The sequence below is a fragment of the Veillonellaceae bacterium genome (assembly GCA_025992895.1).
GTDB lineage: Bacteria > Bacillota > Negativicutes > Veillonellales > Dialisteraceae > Dialister.
This window is the reverse complement of record DAJPGA010000001.1, coordinates 1,552,155-1,568,926: the sequence shown is the minus strand read 5'-3', so window position 1 is coordinate 1,568,926 and position 16,772 is coordinate 1,552,155. Positions and strand designations below refer to the sequence as shown.

The following is a 16,772-nucleotide window of genomic DNA, read 5'->3' as shown; positions in this document are numbered from 1 at the left end:
GAGTCAGAATGATAGGTTCTACATGGAAAAAGCTGGCATGCGTTGGTTTGATTGCGTGTGCAGCTGTATTTTCCGGTTGTGGTAATTCGAGTAAAGTTGCAGTCGTTGATTACCAGAAAATAGAGAATGAATCTCCAAAAGTAAAAGACATTCAGAAACAGATTACTGATAAAGATACAGAAATCCGGAACAGATTGAATCAGGAAGCGCAGTCCGGGCTTTCTGATGAAGAAATGCAGAAGAAAGTGCAGGCTGCCCAGCAGGAACGCATGATTTTTGTTCAGAGCAAGCAGAAGGAACTGGAATCACTCATTCAGGCGCAGTGTGGTGCAATTGCTAAAGAAAAGAACATCGGAATTGTCATGTATCAAAGAGCGGTGCCTGTTGGTGCGGTAGATATAACTGATGAAGTTTTAAAGAGGATGGATGGATCCAGTAAAGCAGGATCCGCATCGAAGTGAGGCGACTATGAAAAAGACAGCTGGTGAATTGGCCGAGATCGTAGGCGGAGTTCTGCATGGGGATCCTTCTCTTGTGATTGATGATGTGTGCAGCGCTGAAAGTGCAGGACCGTCTCACATTACCTTTGCACATGGAATTTATGCTGAGCATATTGAAGAGATGCATGCAGGCGTTATTTTAGTCGATGAACTGCCGGAGCATTTCACAAAAAATCTTATTGTCGTCCCTGACTGCCGCCGTTCGTTCGGCCAGTTGATTGATTTATTCCATCCGGAATCTCATTTTGAACCGGGCATCCATGCGACAGCTATTGTCAGCCCGAAAGCTCAGATTGGCAGCAATGTATGCATCATGGCGTACTGTGTCATTGAAGATGGCGCTGTCATCGGTGACAACACGGTGATTTATCCATATACATATATCGGCAAAAATGCAGTTATCGGAAATGGCTGTGAACTGAATCCGGGATCGGTCGTTCATGAAAACAGTATATTAGGAAATAATGTCGTACTTCGTGCGCATGCTGTTGTCGGAGGACAGGGATTCGGCTTTTCAACCGATGAACAGGGACATCATACCCATATCCGCCAGTTGGGCAGGGCTGTGATTGGTGATAACTGCGAGATTGGTGCAGGTTCTGCTGTCGATAATGGTGCCATGAATGATACTGTTGTCGGAAGCGGCACTAAAATCGACAATCTGGTACATGTAGGTCATAATGTTCAAATCGGCAATGACTGCTTTATCATTGCACAGACGGGAATTGCAGGAAGCACTACGATTGGAAATCACTGCATCCTGGCAGGACAGACTGGAATCAATGGTCATGTAAAAATTACAGATAATGTCGTTTTAGGCGGCAAGACTGGTGTTATCGGAAATATTACTGAACCAGGCGTTTATATGGGCTATCCTGCAAGAACGCATGCTCAATGGGGCAGGGTTGAAGTCATGGTTTCTCATCTGCCGGAACTGATGAAAAAAGTAAAAAAATTGGAAAAGCAGCTGGAAGCCCAGAAGGATAAAAAGTAGTATTTAAGTATATTTTGCAGTGGATACAGGGCTCGTATTTCTATGGATTGGAAATATAGAGTCCTGTATTTTTACCATTTTTTACGGGTGTATGATTATGAGTCTGACATATAATTTCATGAAGCTTCTTGGGCGCGTATCCTGCAGCCTTTCTGAAAAAAATGCACAGCGCATGGGGAATTATCTGGGAGCTTTCTTCTGGATGCTTGTACCTCCCAAGCGCAAGAAGCTGGCCATTAATAATATTATTCGATGCGGAATAACAGATAATGAAAAAGAGGCGTCCCGGATCAGCAAAGCGGCTGCCGTACGTTTTGGCGATATCGGAGTATCCATGTTTCGCTTTCCGCTTCTCAATCAGGATAATATAAAGAAATACGTAACGATTGAAGGGAAAGGAAAGCTTGATGCTATTAAAGAAAGCAAGAAGGGCTGTATCCTGGCCGCTACGCATTGCGGGAACTGGGAGCTTGAAGGGGCTGCACTTGCCCTTTATGGATACCCGCTCCTTTCAGTAGCAATGAAACAAAAAAATAAGGGATTCGACCAGTTCTTATGCGAGTACCGGTCTATGCCGGGACAGACGGTTGAGTATAAGACTGGTGTCCGTGATATGCTCCGCCGCCTGAAACAGGGTTACTTCATCGGCCTCTTATGTGATCAGGATCCTGGTGATACAGGAATATTATCTGATTTTATGGGCCAGAAGACGCTGACACCGACCGGACCTGCCCATTTTTCTCTTCTTTGCAAACTTCCTGTCATGACTGCACTTATTCACAAGGATGGACCGTTCCACTATACAATCGTGATAGGGGATCCTATAGAGGCTGATGCAGGACTTGATAAGAAGGAAGCCATACAGAATGTGACGGACAAGATCAATATAAGGCTGGAAGAATGGATACGGAAGTATCCGGAAGAATGGTTCTGGCTCCATAATCGCTGGAAATGGACGGATCGTTTTTATCCTGAGTTGAAAAAAGGAAATGATCATGCAACTAGACTCTGAGAAGATATATATTGGAAAAATTCCCGTGCATGTAGTGCATCCTATAAGAGAAGAAAAGGGCCCCGTCATCTTTTATCATGGCTGGAGCAGCAGTGCTCTGGCACAGATGTCCCGCGCAGCTTTGCTGGCGGTCAATGGATATACGGTGTACCTGCCAGAAGCTCTTCATCATGGCGAAAGGGATCCATTGGAAGATTATTATGTTGTAGAAGATTATCCCATATTTTGGAATACTATTTTCAATAATATAGAAGAGTACAATTCCCTTTATGAATTTATTACGGGCAAAGAGAAGATAGCTCCGTTTATCATGGGACACTCAATGGGAGGCATGACTGTTTTAGGCATTGCCTGCGAATATCCTGATAAAGTAAGAGGGGTCGTTTCATTTAACGGTTCGGGTGACTGGGGGCTTACGCATCTGTTTATCCAGGCAAGATTCGGGGTCAGCGTAGGTAAGAACTGGGTATTGGAAGATGTGGTTGATGCCAGATCGCCGGTTAATCATCTGAAGCAGCTGGCTGATATCCCGATTTTAATGACAAACGGGGAAAGCGACATCTCGATAGATCCCAGGGCGCAGGCGCATTTCTATGAGAATTTAATGCAGGTAAACCATACGTCAAAAAGAATTACATATCCATTATTAGGCCACTTTGTGACGACAAATATGATGGATGATGCAATTTCATGGATGGATGAGGTGTCCGCCAGAAAATAAAATTTAATTCTAGAGGAGTTTGGAGAGAGTGAAATTCAAACGGAACGTAATTGTATTAATTATTAGTATGTTTCTGGTGTCAGCAGGATATACCATGGTGATACCTTTTCTTCCTCTATACCTTTCCGAGCTGGGAGTTCCGGAAGAGCAGCTGACTCTTTGGACAGGGCTGGTATTTTCGTCATGCTTTTTTGTCGCAGCTCTCATGGGTCCGATCTGGGGGAAATTGGCAGATACAAGTGGCAAGAAGAAAATGGCGGTTCGTGCAGGAATCCTGCTCGGATTTTCTTATCTTTTCTGCGGTTTATGCCAAAACGAATATCATCTTCTGGCAGCAAGAGCTTTCCAGGGATTTGCCAATGGTTTTGTGGCAGCTGCAATGGCAATTATTTCTGTCAGTGTCCAGTCATCTGAAATAGGCGTAACTTTAGGGGCTGCGCAGACATCCCTTGTAATCGGGGGGATTTGCGGTCCTCTTTTGGGCGGTGCCTTGTCCAAATTTATTGGTATGAGAGGAAGTTTTTTTGTTTCAGCAGCATTCTTATGGATCGTATCGCTGGCCGTTATATTCTTTGTCCATGAACCTGCTTTAAAGGGAGAGGAAAGTACTGTCAGAGAAAAGACATCAATAAAAGATGACATATCATATGCATTGAAGAATGATCATTTAAGGGAATTGCTTGCAATTTTGTTCCTGCTTCAGGTAACAATCCTGATGATACAGCCTGTCACCTCTTTATGGGTCAGCAAGTTAATGGGGGACAGCAGCGATGTGGAGCTTGTTTCAGGATTTATTATGAGCAGCGGCGGACTGGCAGGCGCTTTGACTACAGCTCTTTGGGGTAAGTTCGGCCAAAGCCGCGGATACTATGAGGCCATGTTCATTACGCTCTCCTTTGCCGGTGTGATTACGATTGCACAGTCGATTCCGAGTTCAATTATCGGATTCGGTATTTGCCAGTTCCTGGTGGGTTGTTTTGTCATTGGGGTTAATCCTTCCCTTAACGCTGCACTGGTGAAATATACACCTTCGTCATTTAGAGGACGCGTTTTTGGACTATCAAATACGGCGCAGCAGTTTGGGAATATGATAGGACCGATACTGGCGTCTTTTGTCTCCATGACCGGAAGCATCCGGGAGGTATATATAGCCGCTGGTGTCATACAATTGCTGCTTGGATGCAGGCTGTTCTTCTCAAGAATCAAAAAGGGAGAACATTAAACGATTGGTCCCAAAATTATGTAAATAAAAAACTGATGCCATTTTAATGATTCTGGCATCAGTTTTTCTTTATTTTACGGTGTTTTTTAAGGTTCCGATGGGGTCGATTGTTATTTCTATGGTATCTCCCTTTTTAAGGAATTTAGGTGGATTGAATCCCATTCCTACGCCCTGCGGAGTGCCGGTTGCGATAACGTCTCCTGGCAGGAGGGTCATTCCTTCTGATAATTCAGCGATAAGTCTTGGAATGGAGAAAATCAGATCCTGTGTATTTCCTTCCTGGCGAAGCTCTCCATTGACTTTTGTATAAATCGTAAACGGAACCGGCCAGTCGCCGATCATGACAGTCGGACCCATCGGGCAGAAAGTATCCAAGCTCTTTCCTTTAAACCACTGCACATGGGCCTTTTGGAGATCTCTGGCCGTCACGTCATTGATGATGGTATAGCCATAGACATATTTTAAGGCATCTTCTTCAGAGATATTGGTTCCGCGTTTTCCAATGATGACGCCAAGTTCGCCTTCATAGTCGAGCTGGTGGGTCGTAGCCGTGTAAGCATCGATCTCTTCCTCAGGTCCGATGACTGATGTGGCAGCTTTTGTGAAGAAAATCGGCCTTCCAGGAGCCTGTGGATCATCAGCGTGGTCAAATTCCTTGATATGCGCCTTATAATTCTTGCCAACGCAGAATACATTGCGTTTGGGATAAAAGGGGACTTCGAGCTGAACCGTATTAAGAGGAATCGGGGTTATCATTTTATCATTGCTGTTAAGTTCCAGAACCTTTGCCAGATTCAGGAGGCCTTCTTCACCGAATTCGATGAAAGATTCCATACTCTCTCCGAGAGGAATGAAATAGGTCTCCTCCAAGTCTTCTGCTGAATAGATATAATTGCCATCTGCTGTGAGTACACCCCACTGGCGCTGCCCATTAATATTGTATGAAACAAGTCTCTGCATAAAATTACGCACCTTTCTGAAGCTTTTAGACTATATATAAATTTTGTTAATCGTATTATATCATAGTTTATGAGTTAATTAAGGTATCTTTCCTGTATTGCCTGCTGAGGAAGTTCGTGTTTTGCTGTCTTTTATAAAGCGGTGCTAATGTGCTAAAATAATAAAAATACAATTGATTCATTTGTACATCATCACGAAGGAGAATATAAATGGAAGAAAAACGTGAAGCGTCAAATTTCATTGAAGCCGAAATCAATAAAGATATTGAAAATAATGTGTATGAAGGCGGAAGAGTACTGACGAGATTTCCACCGGAACCTAATGGTTACCTTCACATTGGGCATGTTAAAAGTATTTTCTTGAACTTTGGATTAGGGAAAAAGTATCATGGTGCAACGAATGTACGTTTTGATGATACGAATCCGGTCAAAGAAGATGAAGAATATGTCAATTCTATCCTGAATGACATCCGCTGGCTTGGATTCCAGTGGAAGGAACCAGTTCACTATGCATCGGATTACTTCCCGGAATTATACGAATTTGCCTGCAAATTGATACGCATGGGACTTGCTTATGTGGATGATCAGTCCAGCGAAGAAATCCATAACACGCGAGGAGATCTGGAACATCCGGGAACAGAAAGCCCCTGGAGAAATCGTTCTGTAGAAGAAAACCTCAAGCTCTTCCAGGAGATGCGTGACGGCAAGTACAAAGACGGGGAAAAATGTCTGCGTGCCAAAATCGATATGTCTTCGCCCAATATGGTCATGAGAGATCCGGTCCTTTATCGAATCCTGAGAGCAACGCATCACAGAACCGGTGATACCTGGTGCATATATCCGTTATATGATTTCGCTCATCCGCTCTCGGATGCTTTGGAAAATATAACCCATTCTATCTGCACACTGGAATTTGAGGAAAGAAGGCCTTTGTATAACTGGTGCCTTCAGGCTTATGACGGCAAGGAAAAGCCGAGACAGATTGAATTTGCCCGTCTTAATGTAACCACAATGATTACCAGCAAACGCAAACTTAGAAAAATGGTTGAAGCAAAGCTGGTAAATGGCTGGGATGATCCGAGAATGCCTACCATCAGCGGCATTAGACGCAGAGGTTATACTCCGGAATCACTTAAAAAGTTCTGTGATTTGATAGGTGTGGCTAAGGCAGACAGCGTAGTTGACATTTCTCTCCTTGAATACTGCATCAGAGAGGACTTAAAAGCGAAAGTACCGAGAATCATGACCGTCATCGATCCGGTCAAAGTGGTACTTACCAACTATGATGAAAATAAAATCGAATATGTCGATATAGAGAATAATCCGGAAGATCCATCCATGGGATCCAGAAAGGTGCCATTCGGCAGGAACTTATATATTGAAGCGGAAGATTTCATGGAGACTCCGATCAAGAAATTCTTCAGAATGTCTCCTGGGAAAGAAGTACGCCTCAAGGGAGCCTATATCGTAAAATGTACGGATGTTATCAAGAATGATGACGGCAGCATCAAGGAAATACATTGCACGGTTGATTTTGATACCAGAAGCGGAACCCCGGGCGCTGACCGGAAGGTGAAAGGTACACTCCACTGGGTTTGCGCAGATACAGCCGTGGATGTTGAGACAAGACTCTATGACTATCTGATTTCGCCGGATGATCATGATGACGGCAGAGACTTCATGGAAAAAGTAAATACACATTCCCTGACTGTCATGAAGAGCAAGGCTGAACCTGAAATCAGCAAATATCATGTTGGGGATCGTTTCCAGTTCCTCCGTAAGGGGTATTTCATTATTGATCAGGACACTACAGAAGATCATATGGTATGCAACAGGATTGTCGGACTGCGCGATACCTGGTCAAAGGTTAAAAATAAGCAGTAATTACAGGGGGATGCAGTTTTATGAAATGTCGTCGTAATTTTATAAAATGGATTTTATCCTGCGCTCTCTTTCTTGTTCTTGCGTCCTTATCTTCTACCGCATTTGCCAGTGATACACTCAGCCTTCGCGGCATAGGGGACATGAGCGTGCCAAAGAATATTACATTCTCAAAGGGCGCTCAGGAAGCACTCCCATTCATGAACGATGGGGGAGTCAAACGTTTCTTCATTAAACGCGGGGCAAGTGACAGTGAATATTATTCCATGACATACAGCGCCCCTCCAGATTTTAGTTATGGATGGGCCATGTCGCACCGTCTCGGCATTCCTTACCTGCTGGATATTGGCGAAATCAGCCATAAGAATGATTCAGCTTTGGAACAGATGGATGTCATTGCAGAAGACCTGAATAAGAGACTCATTGCTGACGGAGCCGTATTCTCCGGAAAAACACCGCTGGTGAAAGTTCAAAAAGGCAAGAATTCCTATTGGACGGGTTCATTTGTTATCAAGACAAAGCAGCAGGGGATCGTCTACAATGAAGCTTATCAAGTGATTCTTCAGTGCGATGGATACTTTACGACGCTGGGAATCATCAACTCAGATGCAGATCAGACTCAAGTGACTGAATCGCTCAGGAAAATGGTGATGCACAGGAAATATCCCGGAAAGAATGTTGAGTCTATGCTAAGCCGTGCAGGTACGTCTCTGACGGAATATGAATAAATACAAGTCCGGGGCGCATCAGGGTATCCGACAGGTATTTTAAGACATGCTGATAAAGCTAAATTGACAATACGTTCTTTAGTAAGTAATATAGAGACATAGGCTATTTTGAAATACTAATTTTTAATATATCTTTTATAGGAGGAATTAAAATGGCAAAAGTAGCAATCGTTTATTGGTCTGGTTCAGGTAACACTGAAGCTATGGCTCAGGCTGTTGAAGAAGGTGCAAAAGCTGCAGGTGCAGAAACCACATTGAGCTTTGTAAGTGATACAACTGCTGCTGATGTTGCAGCTTTCGATCACATCATTCTGGGCTGCCCGGCAATGGGAAATGAAGAACTTGAAGAATACGAATTCGAACCGTTCTTTGCAGATATCCTTCCACAGCTGAAAGATAAGACCGTAGGTATTTTCGGTTCTTATGCATGGAATCAGGGCGACTGGATTGAAAACTGGAAGAACAGACTCGATGAAGCAGGCGTTAAACTTGCTGCTGATCCGGTTAAAGCTTACAGCTATCCGGATGATGAAGCACTGGAAGCTTGCAAGAAACTTGGAGAAACGGTCGCTAAAGCGTAAGTTTGCAATTACAGTAAAAGAGGCGTTCTTACTAGAACGCTTCTTTTTTACAGCCAGATGCAGCAATTAGAATTGATGCAAGTTTGATTTTAAATCTCCGGTTTTTGACGAAGGGGAGATGTAAATATGAGTGAAAAGGTAGCTGTCATTTATTATTCGGCGACAGGAAATACCGAAGCAATGGCTGAAGCAGTTTCTATTGGTGCCAAAAGTGTTGTAGAAGATGTTTTGCTGGCACCAGTAGCTGATGTGGATCCCGAGACAATCGGAAAGGAGTACTCGCATATTATTTTGGGATGTTCTGCCTGGGGCGTTGAAGTCATAGAAGAAGAACAGATGAAGCCGTTCTGTGAGAAACTAAAGCCATTTCTGAAGGGCAAAATTATGGGAATCTTTGGATCATGCGGATGGAGCCGCGGTGCATGGCTGAATGTTTGGTATAATGAATTGCATTTTGCGGGTGCTATAATTCCGGCACAACCGCTTTTAGCGTATGGATATCCGGATAAGGAATCCTTGAAAAAGTGCGAAGATCTTGGGAAAAAGGTCGCAGGGACCCGGTAATCTATTTTACGAAAAGAAAGAGAGTCGCTTATGGATTGGAATAACAAAGTTTCCGATAATGTAAGGAATGTTCCATTTTCTGGAATCCGTAAATTTTTTGACCTTGCAAGTACAATGAAAGATGTCATTTCTCTGGGTGTTGGTGAACCAGATTATTCTGCCCCGGACAAGGTTATTGATGCATGTATTGAAAGTCTTAAACGCAAGGAAACCTCCTACACCTCCAACTGGGGGCTTATTGAGCTTCGAACCGAAATAGCAAAGCTCTTCAAGAATAGATATGGCCTGGATTATGATCCGCAGGATGAAGTCATGGTCACTGTCGGTGTTTCCGAGGCTATAGGACTCGTGATGACCACATTCCTCAATCCTGGAGATGAAGTACTGATACCGGATCCGGCCTATCTGGCTTATCCGGCATGCGTGTCGATTGCAGGCGGGAAACCTGTCTTGGTTCCGACTTACGCAGAAAATGAGTTCAAGCTCACCGTTGATGAACTTGAGAAAAAGGTTACACCGAAGACGAAAGCGATTCTCATCGGATATCCGAACAATCCTACAGGAACTATCATGGAGAGAGAAGAATTGCTGGGGATTGCAGACTTTGCCCAAAAGCATGATTTGATTGTTATTTCGGATGAGATCTACTGCGATCTGACATATGAAGGCGAGCATTGCTGCTTTGCATCCCTGCCCGGCATGAGAGAAAGAACGATTGTTATGAATGGTTTCTCGAAATCCTATGCCATGACAGGACTGCGTATCGGTTATGTCTGCGGACCAAGGGAATCCCTCGAAGACGTATATAAAGTACATCAGTATGAGATTCTCTGTGCAAGCGTAACAAGCCAGTATGGCGCTATTGCTGCATTAAGAGAATGTGATGCTGATGTCAAATCCATGTACGATGAATACAAAGCCCGCAGGGACATGGTTTATGAAGGCCTTACGAAAATAGGGCTTCCAGTATTCAAGCCTAAGGGCGCATTCTATATTTTCCCGGATATCAGCTGCACAGGAATGACTGCCGATGAATTCTGCGACCGCTTGCTGAAAGAAGAGAAAGTAGGCGTCGTTCCGGGAACATGTTTTGGCAATCAAGGTGAAAATCATATCCGCATATCGTATGCAGCAAGCCGTGAAAATATTGCTGAAGCGTTAAAGAGAATAGGACATTTTGTGGACAAATACAAAAAATAAGTCCATGAAAAGCATCTGACTTGTGAGGCAAGTGTTTTTGAAGAAGAGAAGTATTAACTTCAAGAAAAGTGATACTTCTCTTTTTTATTGCATCTGTGTAATGCTTGCCCTTGACATTTATCAATTGCAAAAAGCATAATGTTTGTAAATGACTTGGGAGAAAGAAAGGAGGCTGCACTGTGAATAAATTAAAAAGCGGAATTCTTTTGGCTTATTTTATTCTGGCAATGAGTGCACCGGCAGCATTGGCAGCTCAGCCGGCGGATGCTGATAATCAAACCACAGCAGCTGCTTTGGTGAATATGGATTCCCGTAATGATAAGGAAACTTCGAAAGACAGATCAGGCTCTGATAAGGCATTATCGGAAATGGATCATGATAAATTAATTCCAGTTGATTCAGATATACTGTCTGGCACTGACTTTTCTGTAAATGGAATAGGATTAGACAGCACGGTTGATTCAGTTAAAGAAAAGCTTCATCATCCCGACAGCGTTGTAAGTCAGGGAATTTATGATGAATATAATTGGAAGGGGATATCAGTCGAAGCATTAAAACCATTCCTGAATAAATATGTTAACCGTAAAGATCTTTCAATAGGCAGTCAAATCAGGCATACAGGAATTTCAAAAATCGTCATTACATCAGATTCAATAAAAACAGCACGCGGTATTGCAACCGGAATGAACAGGGAATCTGTCCTTAGAAAGTACGGAAAGCCTGATAAAGTTTTATGGAAGAAGTCTGATGATTCATTCTGCTTAGTATATAAAAAAGAAAATAATATACTTGCTTTTAATCTCAACAATGATACTATTAGTTCAATTGACATTAGCCGCGGAAATCCAGGTACATATGAAATCCAGCCATCCGAGTACTCAGTTACGCATTCAAAGTCTCCGCTCTCTGCAAATGACTTCGATATAGCAGGACTTAAACTGGGAGAAGCACTTTCCTCTGATGATCAGGAAAACTGGGTGAAGAAGGTTTCCAATGCGGTCGAGGAAATGTGGTATTATCCAGGCTACACCGTCAAGGCTACCAAACAAAACAAATTGATTGAGACACTCTTTTTAACAGATAATCAGATGCTGACTTCAAGAGGCCTGTCAAAAGGGGATGATGTTACCACTGCCGAACTTCTTTATGGAAAACCGGATAAAATTGAACTTGATTTGAGAAATGGGACACCCTATGTAATATACATATATTTCTCGAAAGATTTAAAAAATATTTTTGCTGTTTATGTAAAGGAAGATAAGGTGGACAGCGTTATGTGTGCTAAGAACCCTCAGTATGCTAAGCCGTCAAACCAGTCGTTATAATTTTGAGGTATTATTATCGTGTATGAATATTTTTGCGCAGTTGTTGTAGGCATCGTAGAAGGCCTTACAGAATATATACCTGTATCCTCTACAGGACATATGATTATCGTTGGACATATGCTGGGTTTTGAGGGTACATTGGCAGACCTTTTTGATGTTTTTATTCAACTTGGTGCTATTTTGTCCGTATTGGTTGTTTACAGGGAAAAATTTAAGTTTATTCTGAATACGCATCATTGGTTCAGGAGAAGAGGGCCTTCTGTATTGAATGTTGCCATTTCAATGTTTCCTGCCTGTCTTATGGGACTTATATTCCATGATTTCATAAAGCACAAGCTGTTCAGCCCTTATACCGTTATTATCGGCCTTGTACTTGGCGGCGTCTTTATGATTTTCGCAGAAAAGAAAAGGAAAAAGTTTACTGTCACTGATGTCGACCGGATTACATCTAAACAGGCACTGAAAATCGGATTTTTCCAATGTCTTTCTCTCTGGCCGGGATTTTCCAGGAGCGGAAGTACGATAGCCGGCAGTCTGCTGCTTGGCATATCCAGAAAAGCAGCCGCTGATTTTACTTTTATTATGGCAGTGCCTCTTATGTTTCTTGCATGTACATTCGATTTAATCAAAGTCATTCCTTATTTACAGGCAAGTGATTTTGGTATTTTGGCAGTCGGCTTTTTTACCGCATTTATTGTTGCGTATGCTTCTATTTTATGGTTCCTGAAATTCCTGAACAATTCAACGCTTACCGGATTTGCAGTTTATAGATTTTTTGTTGCAATTGTGGCATTTATCTATTTCTGGTAGAATCCTTTGCAAATGGCTGTAGAAAATGGGCAAATGCCGGCTTCCCTTTACTCGGACGACATGAAGGCTGGTGGAATAACCTTTCCCTTGAGTGCGGCAATACCATCTGGCTTTTATCAGATCTTTTGCAGCACGTGGATTTTCCCTTAATTGTATAATTCAATAAAAAGAGACTGTGGCTGAATGATTGCAAATTTTGTCACAGTTTTTTATATTGAGACGCTAAATGGCAAGCCAGGAATCTGCCCTGAACGTATTACATGATTTCTATTGGCTGGTAAAAAAATGAATTTAATGGTATCATAAAAAATGTGATAGTAGGTATCTTATTACCAGATGGAGGAGAATCCATGAAGGCTTACATCCGTATAAAACATACCGGAGAATTCTATGATATAAATTGCTATAATGCATTTGCCGGCTGTGAGGCTTTGCATATTCCGGTTGTAAAATATAAAGCGGTTTATTCTATAACTGATAATGATCCTATGGATCCGGTTATCGGTACATTCTCAGATGTCAAAGTTGCTTTGGAAAAATTAGGGATAAAACCGGCTCCGCTGGATTATCCGGCGCCATTGAAATCATTTATCGGACGTAAAATCTGGAAATCTACACTTTTTACTATAACGAGTCATCCTGAATGCTGGCATGTCTTTGTTAAGCCGATTGAGGATGTAAAGAGATTTCACGGAACAGTTCTCGATAAATCTGAAGATCTGATTAAACTTGGCGGTGGTCTTGAAGATATCGATGTCTGGTGCAGCGAAAAGGTTCAGCTTTTATCTGAATGGCGTCTATGGGTATTAAATGGTACGATAACCGGATTGACACCTTACAAAGGCCGCTGGGATGTTTTCCCGGACCCTTCTGTGATGGAAGAGGCTGTTCATCGATATGAAGGAGCCCCTTCAGCCTATGCGCTGGATTTTGGCGTTACCGATGATGGCAGGACACTTCTGGTTGAAGTCAGTGACGGATATGCTCTGGCAAGTTTTGGACTGCGTTCTGATATTTACATGAATATACTCAAGACCAGATGGCAGGAATTATCACAGTGCAGGAAGACTGAAAATATTGAATGATAAGGGATGGATCCTTGCATGCAGCTATCTTTTCATGGATAGCTGATCTTAAAGAGATTTATATCAATTAAGCAGGAGGGAGAAGGAATATGGCAAGTTTTAGTAATGAATTCCTTCAACGTCTTAAGGACAGCGTCAATATCTTAGATGTCATAGGATCCTATGTAGAGCTTACAAAAAAAGGGAGATATTATTTTGCTTCGTGTCCTTTTCATGGTCCGGAGAAGACCCCTTCGTTTTCTGTTTCGCCCGAGAAAGGTTTTTATTACTGCTTTGGCTGTCATGCCAGCGGGGATGTCATATCTTTTTTAGAGAAAATGGAGAATATCTCCTTTAACGAAGCAGTAGAGCGGCTGGCAGAATCTGCTAATATCGAACTGCCTGTCAGGGAATTAAGTCTGGAGGAACAGAGAAGAGAATCATCAAGAAAACGTTTATACGATGTCATTGGATTGGCGGGGGATTATTTCCATAATTGTCTTACAAAAACACGTATGGGAAAACCAGGACTCGAATATTTCGAGAAGAGACATTTGACACCCAAAACGATTGAAGATTTTCATCTTGGTTTTGCCCCTCATGAATGGCATCGTCTTTATGATGATTTTACCTCTAAGAAGCATATAGAGGGGAATATCCTCGTTGAAGCGGGCTTGTGCGGAGTAAAAGATGGATCTTATTTTGACTATTTCAGGAACCGCTGTATGTTTCCTATCCTGGATATAAGAGGGAACATAGTCGCATTTGGCGGTCGTGTCATGGATGACAGCAAGCCTAAGTACCTGAATTCTCCGGAAACACCGATATTCAACAAAAGGATGCTTTTGTTTGCACTCTATCAGGCTTTGCCGGAAATCAGGAAGAAACGGCAGGCAATCATGGTTGAAGGGTATATGGATGCCATATCGCTTCATTCTCACGGCATCACAAATGCCGTGGCATCATTAGGCACGGCATTTACCGTCGAACAAGCCAGACTCCTCAAAAAATACGCTGACGAGATTGTTTTTAGTTATGATATGGATTCAGCTGGACAGAATGCGACGAAACGTGCTTTGGAAATTGCAGGCTCTGCCGGATTGAAACTTCGGGTTGCCCAATTAGGCGATGGAAAAGATCCGGATGAATTTGTTAATGCACATGGGGGAGAAGCTTATCTTGCTGCAATAGAGAGGGCTGAACCCGCTTTGGATTATTTGTTTGAATCCCTCTGCAAGCAGTACGACAGTGCAACTTTGGACGGACAGCACCATATATTGGATGAAATGTTTTCTACATTACTGGCACAAGGCGATACATTCCAGTTTAATTCTTTCATCCGAAAAATGGCCAGAAATATGCATATGGATGAAGGAATGATAAGAAGCGAAGCATTGGCCTATGCCAAAAAGAACCATTCTAATATTTATATATCCCAGAAAACACAAAAGGAACTTCCGGAAATTGACTCTGACGTCATTGTAAAAAAGCGAAAGCTGTTAGAGGATGGGCTGCTGAAGTACTGCATCAAATACTTGGTTTTCCCTCCGGAAGCGGAGGAACTTGAATCCTATCGTTTCTGTGATCCATTCAATCAGAAACTATATGATCTTCTCAAGAGCTTCAATGGGCAGCCTTTTACTATAGATATGATTGAAGCAGGGCTTACACGTGAAGGAATTGAGAAACTGGCGGCCCTTCAAATGAATGATGAACAGATGGGACTTGTACCCCGGGAGGAATATATTCTGCCTCTGCGAAGAATTTTCCTGCAGGATGAATACAGGAAACATACTGAAAAGGTTCAGACACTGATGCGGTCGGATCCGGAACTGGCCAAAAAGGAGCAGCTGGTCTGCATCCAGCTTAGCAAGGAAATTATGTCGCTCAGATAAATATGAATTCATTCTTGTTTACTGATATAAAATTATATTTATACATGCAAGTTCATTATTGGGCTTAATTAGTCGATCGGGAGAATAAGTCTTCTGCTTGGGGGATGACAATTATGACAGAACTAGCGAAACAGATGGGGAAATGGATTGGAGATTTGCAGAAAAAATCTCAGAATGGGGTTATCTCGAATAAGGATATTATCGCTATTATTTCCGATAACAACTTAGGAGAAGAAGAACTGTCAGAATTATATGAAGAATTGCATAAAAAGCATTTAGAAATCAACTTTGATGAAGAAGCTTCTGATGATGATTTGGAAATGCTTGATTCGGAAGATAATTCTGAGAAAAAAGAAGTTGAGAAAATCAGCGCAGCTCCAAGCCATGAAGGACCAATTACAATTGACGATCCTGTGAAGATGTATCTAAAAGAGATTGGGTCCATGCGGCTTCTTGACAGTGAGGAAGAGATAATTTTGGCCAAAAAGGTTGAAAAAGGGAGCCTGCCTGATGCTACAGATGAGGATAAGAAGGAAGCCGATGATGCCAAGAAGGAATTAGCTGACAGAAATCTCAGACTTGTGGTTTCTATCGCAAAAAAATATCTGGGACGGGGGCTTCAGTTCTTAGATCTGATTCAGGAAGGCAATTTAGGGCTTCTCAAAGCGGTTGATAAATTTGATTATACAAAAGGGTATAAGTTTTCAACCTATGCGACATGGTGGATCAGACAGGCGATAACCAGAGCAATAGCAGATCAGGCGCGTACCATTCGTGTCCCTGTGCACATGGTTGAAACCATTAATAAACTGAACAGGATATCCCGGCAGCTGCTTCAGGAAAAAGGCCGGGAGGCTACGAATGAGGAACTGGCAGAAGCAATGGGAATCTCTGTTGAGAAGATCAGAGAAGTAAAGAAAATAGCGCAGGATCCCATTTCTCTGGAGACCCCGATTGGAGAAAAAGAGGACTCCCATTTGGGAGATTTCATAGAGGATCATGAAACTGTTGCGCCTGATGATGCGGCCGGATCAATTTTACTGCGCGAGCAGATAGATGAACTGCTGCAATCTCTTACAGACAGGGAACGACAGGTGCTTGAGTTGAGATTTGGGCTGAAAGACGGTAAGACGAGAACACTTGAAGAAGTAGGTAAATACTTCGATGTAACAAGAGAGAGAATCCGCCAGATCGAGGGCGAGGCATTGGTTAAGTTGAAAAAATCAGCAAAGACATTGATCAATCAATGACATACCCGGGCTGTAAATAACTGTCAGGGATCGATACAACTGATTATCGGGCTTCACGAAATTAGG

At 42.6% G+C, this 16,772-nt stretch carries 16 protein-coding genes; 15 read left to right on the top strand and 1 reads right to left on the bottom strand.

The features are described from left to right. The first annotated feature begins 8 nt into the window (after positions 1–8). The 5 genes from OIM03_06785 to OIM03_06765 all read left to right on the top strand — a co-directional run bounded on the left by OIM03_06785 (position 9) and on the right by OIM03_06765 (position 4,449). Positions 9–461 (top strand): OmpH family outer membrane protein, encoded by a 453-nt coding sequence (locus OIM03_06785; protein HJI73980.1) that lies wholly within the window; start codon positions 9–11, stop codon positions 459–461. A gap of 7 nt (positions 462–468) precedes the next feature. Continuing rightward, the gene (gene lpxD, locus OIM03_06780; protein ID HJI73979.1) at positions 469–1,494 is read left to right on the top strand and encodes a UDP-3-O-(3-hydroxymyristoyl)glucosamine N-acyltransferase; all 1,026 of its coding nucleotides are present in this window, start codon (positions 469–471) and stop codon (positions 1,492–1,494) included. A gap of 97 nt (positions 1,495–1,591) precedes the next feature. Next, positions 1,592–2,506: a lysophospholipid acyltransferase family protein gene (locus tag OIM03_06775; protein HJI73978.1), complete on the top strand. Its 915-nt coding sequence runs from the start codon at positions 1,592–1,594 to the stop codon at positions 2,504–2,506. After that, positions 2,484–3,227 carry an alpha/beta fold hydrolase gene (locus tag OIM03_06770; GenBank protein ID HJI73977.1) on the top strand — a complete coding sequence of 248 codons (744 nt, stop codon included), beginning with the start codon at positions 2,484–2,486 and terminating at the stop codon, positions 3,225–3,227. Before OIM03_06775 ends, OIM03_06770 begins: the two co-directional genes overlap by 23 nt. A gap of 28 nt (positions 3,228–3,255) precedes the next feature. After that, positions 3,256–4,449 carry an MFS transporter gene (locus OIM03_06765; protein HJI73976.1) on the top strand — a complete coding sequence of 398 codons (1,194 nt, stop codon included), beginning with the start codon at positions 3,256–3,258 and terminating at the stop codon, positions 4,447–4,449. A gap of 69 nt (positions 4,450–4,518) precedes the next feature. On the opposite strand, the gene OIM03_06760 is transcribed toward OIM03_06765, so the two are convergent. Then, positions 4,519–5,409, bottom strand: coding sequence for a fumarylacetoacetate hydrolase family protein (locus OIM03_06760; protein HJI73975.1), 891 nt, complete (start codon positions 5,407–5,409; stop codon positions 4,519–4,521). Positions 5,410–5,618: 209 nt separating this feature from the next. On the opposite strand from OIM03_06760, the gene OIM03_06755 reads away from it, so the two are divergent. The 10 genes from OIM03_06755 (at position 5,619) to rpoD (ending at position 16,706) form a co-directional block, all read left to right on the top strand. Then, a complete protein-coding gene (locus OIM03_06755) occupies positions 5,619–7,292 on the top strand; it encodes a glutamine--tRNA ligase/YqeY domain fusion protein (protein ID HJI73974.1) in 1,674 nt (557 codons plus the stop codon). A gap of 20 nt (positions 7,293–7,312) precedes the next feature. Then, positions 7,313–8,017 carry a hypothetical protein gene (locus tag OIM03_06750; GenBank protein ID HJI73973.1) on the top strand — a complete coding sequence of 235 codons (705 nt, stop codon included), beginning with the start codon at positions 7,313–7,315 and terminating at the stop codon, positions 8,015–8,017. Positions 8,018–8,169: 152 nt separating this feature from the next. Then, complete coding sequence (locus OIM03_06745; protein ID HJI73972.1) at positions 8,170–8,598, top strand: flavodoxin; 429 nt, start codon at positions 8,170–8,172, stop codon at positions 8,596–8,598. Positions 8,599–8,724: 126 nt separating this feature from the next. Beyond that, on the top strand, positions 8,725–9,162 hold the full coding sequence (locus OIM03_06740; GenBank protein ID HJI73971.1) for a flavodoxin domain-containing protein: 438 nt from the start codon (positions 8,725–8,727) through the stop codon (positions 9,160–9,162). Positions 9,163–9,192: 30 nt separating this feature from the next. Continuing rightward, entirely contained in the window at positions 9,193–10,362 is a 1,170-nt protein-coding gene (locus OIM03_06735) for an aminotransferase class I/II-fold pyridoxal phosphate-dependent enzyme (GenBank protein ID HJI73970.1), read from the top strand. 179 nt (positions 10,363–10,541) lie between these two features. Continuing rightward, positions 10,542–11,687, top strand: coding sequence for a hypothetical protein (locus OIM03_06730; protein HJI73969.1), 1,146 nt, complete (start codon positions 10,542–10,544; stop codon positions 11,685–11,687). 18 nt (positions 11,688–11,705) lie between these two features. Further along, a complete protein-coding gene (locus OIM03_06725; protein HJI73968.1) occupies positions 11,706–12,497 on the top strand; it encodes an undecaprenyl-diphosphate phosphatase in 792 nt (263 codons plus the stop codon). 350 nt (positions 12,498–12,847) lie between these two features. Then, positions 12,848–13,582 (top strand): ATP-grasp domain-containing protein, encoded by a 735-nt coding sequence (locus OIM03_06720; GenBank protein ID HJI73967.1) that lies wholly within the window; start codon positions 12,848–12,850, stop codon positions 13,580–13,582. Between the two features lie 89 nt (positions 13,583–13,671). After that, on the top strand, positions 13,672–15,456 hold the full coding sequence (dnaG, locus tag OIM03_06715) for a DNA primase (protein ID HJI73966.1): 1,785 nt from the start codon (positions 13,672–13,674) through the stop codon (positions 15,454–15,456). 113 nt (positions 15,457–15,569) lie between these two features. After that, positions 15,570–16,706 carry an RNA polymerase sigma factor RpoD gene (gene rpoD / locus OIM03_06710; protein ID HJI73965.1) on the top strand — a complete coding sequence of 379 codons (1,137 nt, stop codon included), beginning with the start codon at positions 15,570–15,572 and terminating at the stop codon, positions 16,704–16,706. Positions 16,707–16,772 lie beyond the last annotated feature (66 nt).